Here is a 4,610-nt window from a genome sequence, read left to right on the forward strand (position 1 = left end):
AGATACGGCCGCCGCCCGCGGCGTCGCTGCCGGCGACCGGGTTCTGGCGGATGCCGCGCGAGACCCGCAGCGATGACGGGCGGTCGCGGGTGCTCGCGACCTACGAGGACACGCCGTTCTACGCCCGCTCGCTCCTCGCCTCGACGCTGGGCGGCGAGCCGGTGCGGGCCATGCACGAGAGCCTGTCGCTCGACCGGTTCCGCAACCCGCTGGTGCGGCTCATGCTGCCCTTCCGGATTCCCCGGCCGCTGGCCCCGTGAGGGCCTGGATGTCGACGCCGCCCCTCCCGGTTCGGTGCCGACCTTCGAAGACCGACCAGGGCCGGATGCGGTGGGCGATGCAGGCGAGCGTTGCGACGCTCAGCACGAATCCGAGGGGAAAGCCGGTCAGCCCCGCCACCTCCCGCGTGACCGCGAAGAGCGGCGCACAGCAGATCAGGACGCGTTCGTGCGGTCGCAATCCGCCCGCCCGGTGCGCGGCGAGGGCCAGCAGGAGCGTGGCCGGGACGACGGGCGCCAGATCGTAGACCGGCAGATACGGCGACAGCATCGGCGCGGCGGCGACGAGCGCCGCCGCGCGCAGCGCCGCGTCGGTGGGGCGGCACCAGGCGCGGCAGGCCACCCCGAGGGCCAGTGCGGCGACGAGCACCTGCGCGATCCAGGCTGTGGCCATCGCGCCGCCGACCAAGCGCACGGCCCCGAACGCGCTGGCATTGAGGTCGAGGCCCGCGGCGGCGTTCTGCAGGATGATCCGATTCGTGTCTCCGAGCGTGCCGAAGAAGCCGCTCCAGGGCGCCGTGCCGAAGAGGGCCAGCGATGCGACGCAGAGGACCAGCACCGTGGCGAGGCAGGCCGCCAGACAATCCCGCCGCCCGGTCGCCAGCAGGAGCACGGGCGCCAGCGCCGCGAAATGCGGCTTGTAGGCCAGCAGGCCGAAGCAGAGCCCGGCCAGCCAGGGGCGCCGGTCCACGAGCACCGCGCCGAGGGTCAGAAGCGACGCCGTGAGCAGAGCGTTCTGGCCGTAGGCGAGGTTGCTCAGGACCAAGGGATGCGCGAGCGCGACGAAAGCCACATCCATCCGGCCGGCTGCCACGCGCATCGTCAGCGCGAACAGGGCGACCGAGAGTGCAATCCAGAGCAGATAGGCCGGCTGCGGTTCCATGAGCGCCATGGCGGCCGCCGGCAGGAGGAACACCGGCGGGTAGTGCCAGGCGAAGCGGCAATCCTGGCCGAAGGCGGCCTTCATGTTCGCCAGATGCACCGGCAGATCGTAGGGCTCGCCGCCCCGGCCCTCCAGAGCGGAACGGCCCGCCGTCCAGACCTGAGCGAAATCGTTTCCGAGCGGATCGCCGTACCAGTTCCGCCGCGGCTCCGGGCCGGTCCCGTAGACCAGCAGGACCAGGGCGAGGCCGAACGGGACCAGCACACGGGCCGCGCGCATGGCAAAGGCGGACAGTCGGGCGTCGCTGCTCACGAGATCCGCGAGGTCGGCCCATAAGGCAGGCAAACGTGCGGTCGCGGGGCCCGGCGCGCGGGACTGGGGAGGCGCAGGCATCGGGCGATTTCGGTATCCGGACTTGGCGGAAGCTTAGGTTCCCGCGGTTTGAAGCCCGTTAACAGCGCTGTTTGCGGCCCGGCCCGGCTTGTGCGAGAGGGCGGCGGCTGCGATCCTTGCGCCGTCAACCGGGGCGGTCACCTTGATGCGACTGGACGAGGCGTCTTCGGCCCCGCGCGTCCTGATTTACAGCCACGACACCTTCGGGCTGGGGCATCTGCGCCGCTCGCGGGCGATCGCCAACGCGATCGTGGCGTGCAACCGCGGCGCTCAAGCGATGATCGTCTCGGGCTCGCCGGTGGTTGATCGCTTCGCCTTTGCGCCGGGCGTCCGGACCGTCCGGCTGCCGCCGGTGACCAAGTTCGCGGATGGCAATTATGCCAGCCTCGACGCGGCGACCCCCCTCGCCCGCACGGTCGAGCAGCGGTCGGCGATCATCGCCCAGGCCTGCGGAACCTTCCGCCCCGACCTGATCATCGTCGACAAGGAACCGGCTGGCTTCCACGGCGAGTTGCTGCCGGTGCTGGAAGGCGCCGCCGACCGCGACATCCGCCTGGTCCTCGGACTGCGCGACGTCCTCGACGACGCCGATCGTCTCGTGCCCGAATGGGAGCGCAAGGGGGCGATCGAGACGATGGTGCAGTTCTACGACGAGATCTGGGTCTATGGGCTGAGCCGCATCCATCAGCCCCTCGCGGCGCTGCCGATGGATCCCGAGATCGCCGCGCGCATCGACGCGCGCCTGATCTATACCGGCTATCTGCGCCGGGACCTCCCGGAGCGCCGCGCCGGCCGCGAGGAGCCGGCCATCGCCGACGGCCCGTTCATTCTGGTCACGCCGGGCGGCGGCGGCGATGGTGCCGCCCTGATCGACTGGGTGATCGCCGCCTACGAGGCCGATCCGGCGATCCCTTTGCCCGCCCTGATTGCCTTCGGTCCCTTCCTCGATACCGCCACCCGCGACGGTTTCGCGGCGCGCATCCGCGCGCTCGGCGGAAAGATCGCCGCGATCACCTTCGACAGCGAGATCGAGTTCCTGTTGCGCAAGGCCGCCGGCATCGTCGCCATGGGGGGCTACAACACCTTCTGCGAGATTCTGTCCTTCGACCGTCGCGCAATCCTCGTGCCCCGGACCGAGCCGCGGCGGGAGCAGGCGATCCGGGCGCTCGCGGCCGAGCGGCTTGGCCTCGCGCGGGTCCTGATGGAGGCCGAGGGCCGGACGCCCGGGCGCATGGCGGCCGCGCTCCGCGACCTGCCGGAGCAGGATCCGCCGTCGCGGGTGCTGGTGCCGGGTCTGCTCGACGGCCTCGACGCGGTCGCCCGCCGCGTGCGGGCGCTGACGGCGCGCGGCAGCGCGGACGAAGAGGCTCGCCCGTGCCTGCAGGCCTATTCGTGAGCGCCAAACGGGTCGCCGTGGTGCTGAAGGGCTATCCGCGGCTCTCCGAGACCTTCATCGCGCAGGAGCTGCTCGCCTTGGAGCGGCGCGGTCTGTCCCTGGAGATCTGGTCCCTGCGCCGCCCGACCGACCGGGCGCGCCATCCGATGCACGGGCAGATCCGAGCCGAGGCCGCCTACCTGCCCGAATATCTGCCCGATGCCCCGCTGCGTGTGCTCCGCGGACTCGGTGCGGCGCTCCGGCGGCGGAACCTCCCGGCGCTTCTCGCGCTGTTCGTCCGCGATTTCCGGCGCGACCCGACGGCGTCGCGGCTGCGCCGCCTCGGGCAGGCCCTGGTCCTCGCCCGGGAACTGCCGGCCGACATCGCCCATATCCATGTGCATTTTCTGCATACGCCGGCCAGCGTCGCCCGCTACGCCGCGCTGCTCACCGCGCGCCGGTGGAGCTTCTCGGCGCATGCCAAGGATATCTGGACGACGCCGGACTGGGAGCTGACCGAGAAGCTACGCGACGCCGCTTGGGGTGTGACCTGTACCCGCGACGGGCTTGCACGTCTGGACGCGCTCGCGCCCGGCCGGACGCTGCTCGCCTACCACGGGCTCGACCTCAGCCGCTTTCCGATCCCGCCGCCGCATGAAACGCGCGACGGCACGGATCCGGTCCGGCCGCTCCGGCTCCTCTGCGTCGGCCGGCTCGTCGCCAAGAAGGGACACGACGATCTCATCGACGCCCTGGCCACCCTGCCCCCAGGCCTGCATTGGCAGCTCGACCTGATCGGCGGCGGAGAGCTGCGCGCTGCCCTGGAGGCGCGGGTTGGCACCTGTGGCCTCGCGGAGCGGATCCGCTTCCGGGGCGCCCTGGCGCAGCCTGCGGTGATCGAGGCCATGCGCGCGGCCGACCTGTTCGTCCTGCCGACGAAGCCGGCCCCGGGCGGCGACCGCGATGGATTGCCGAACGTGCTGATGGAGGCGGCAAGCCAAGCGTTGCCGATTCTGGCGACCGCATTCGCCGGCACGCCGGAATTCATCACCGATGGCACGCACGGGGTCCTGGTCCCGCCGGGCGACCCGGCGGTGCTGGCGGCGGCGCTGATCCGTCTCGCCGACGATCCGGGCCTCCGCCGGAGGCTGGGCGAGGCCGCCCGGGCGCGGCTTGTGCGAGACTTCTCCGAGGAGGCCGCGATCGCGCTGATCGCCGGCCGGCTGCGTGCCTCTGCGGGTCTGTCGTCGGACGTGGCCGCACACGAATCGGAGCTGCCCGCGTGCGCGTCCTGATCGCGGTCACGCATCTCTTGGGCGCGGGGCATCTCACCCGCGCCGCCGCCCTCGCCCGCGCCTTCGCGGCGGCCGGTCACGAGACACTGCTGATCTCGGGCGGCGTTCCGGCGCCGATGGTCCGCCGCGACGGCCTGCGCCTCGTTCAGCTGCCGCCGCTCCGGATCGCCGGCACGGAGTTCTCGACGCTGCTGGAGCCCGACGGCCGTCCGGCCGAGCCGCCGCTGCTGGCACGCCGCAGCGCCCTGATGACCGAGACCGTGACGGCCTTCGCACCGGATGCCGTCATCACCGAGCTGTTCCCCTTCGGCCGGCGCGCCCTGGCACACGAGTTCCTGGCTCTGGTGGATGCCGCTCGTGCAGGGTGGCCGCGCCCGCTCGTCCTC

The 4,610-nt window shown here is 72.2% G+C and carries 3 protein-coding genes and 2 pseudogenes; 4 read left to right on the top strand and 1 reads right to left on the bottom strand.

What is annotated here, in order from left to right; genetic code table 11:
- A pseudogene (locus I53_RS22955) lies at positions 1-260 on the top strand (carotenoid 1,2-hydratase); the annotation flags it as partial.
- Here the strand turns inward: I53_RS22955 and I53_RS22960 are convergent.
- Positions 220-1,473, bottom strand: coding sequence for a glycosyltransferase family 87 protein (locus I53_RS22960; RefSeq protein WP_251982413.1), 1,254 nt, complete (start codon positions 1,471-1,473; stop codon positions 220-222). The pseudogene I53_RS22955 and the gene I53_RS22960 overlap by 41 nt on opposite strands.
- Positions 1,474-1,699: 226 nt before the next feature.
- On the opposite strand from I53_RS22960, the gene I53_RS22965 reads away from it, so the two are divergent.
- From I53_RS22965 to I53_RS22975, 3 genes and pseudogenes are all read left to right on the top strand, one after another.
- On the top strand, positions 1,700-2,950 hold the full coding sequence (locus tag I53_RS22965; RefSeq protein ID WP_043355084.1) for a glycosyltransferase: 1,251 nt from the start codon (positions 1,700-1,702) through the stop codon (positions 2,948-2,950).
- Positions 2,947-4,224 carry a glycosyltransferase family 4 protein gene (locus tag I53_RS22970; RefSeq protein ID WP_043355085.1) on the top strand — a complete coding sequence of 426 codons (1,278 nt, stop codon included), beginning with the start codon at positions 2,947-2,949 and terminating at the stop codon, positions 4,222-4,224. Before I53_RS22965 ends, I53_RS22970 begins: the two co-directional genes overlap by 4 nt.
- A pseudogene (locus I53_RS22975) lies at positions 4,212-4,610 on the top strand (glycosyl transferase family 28); the annotation flags it as partial. The gene I53_RS22970 and the pseudogene I53_RS22975, both read left to right, overlap by 13 nt.

Origin of the sequence: Methylobacterium sp. B1, from assembly GCF_000333255.1 — a bacterium.
GTDB classification, from domain to species: Bacteria; Pseudomonadota; Alphaproteobacteria; order Rhizobiales; family Beijerinckiaceae; genus Methylobacterium; species Methylobacterium fujisawaense.

Coding starts and splice junctions, on each gene's coding strand:
- I53_RS22965 (WP_043355084.1), top strand. CDS start 1,700: ATGCGACTGGACGAGGCGTCTTCGGCCCCGCGCGTCCTGATTTACAGC.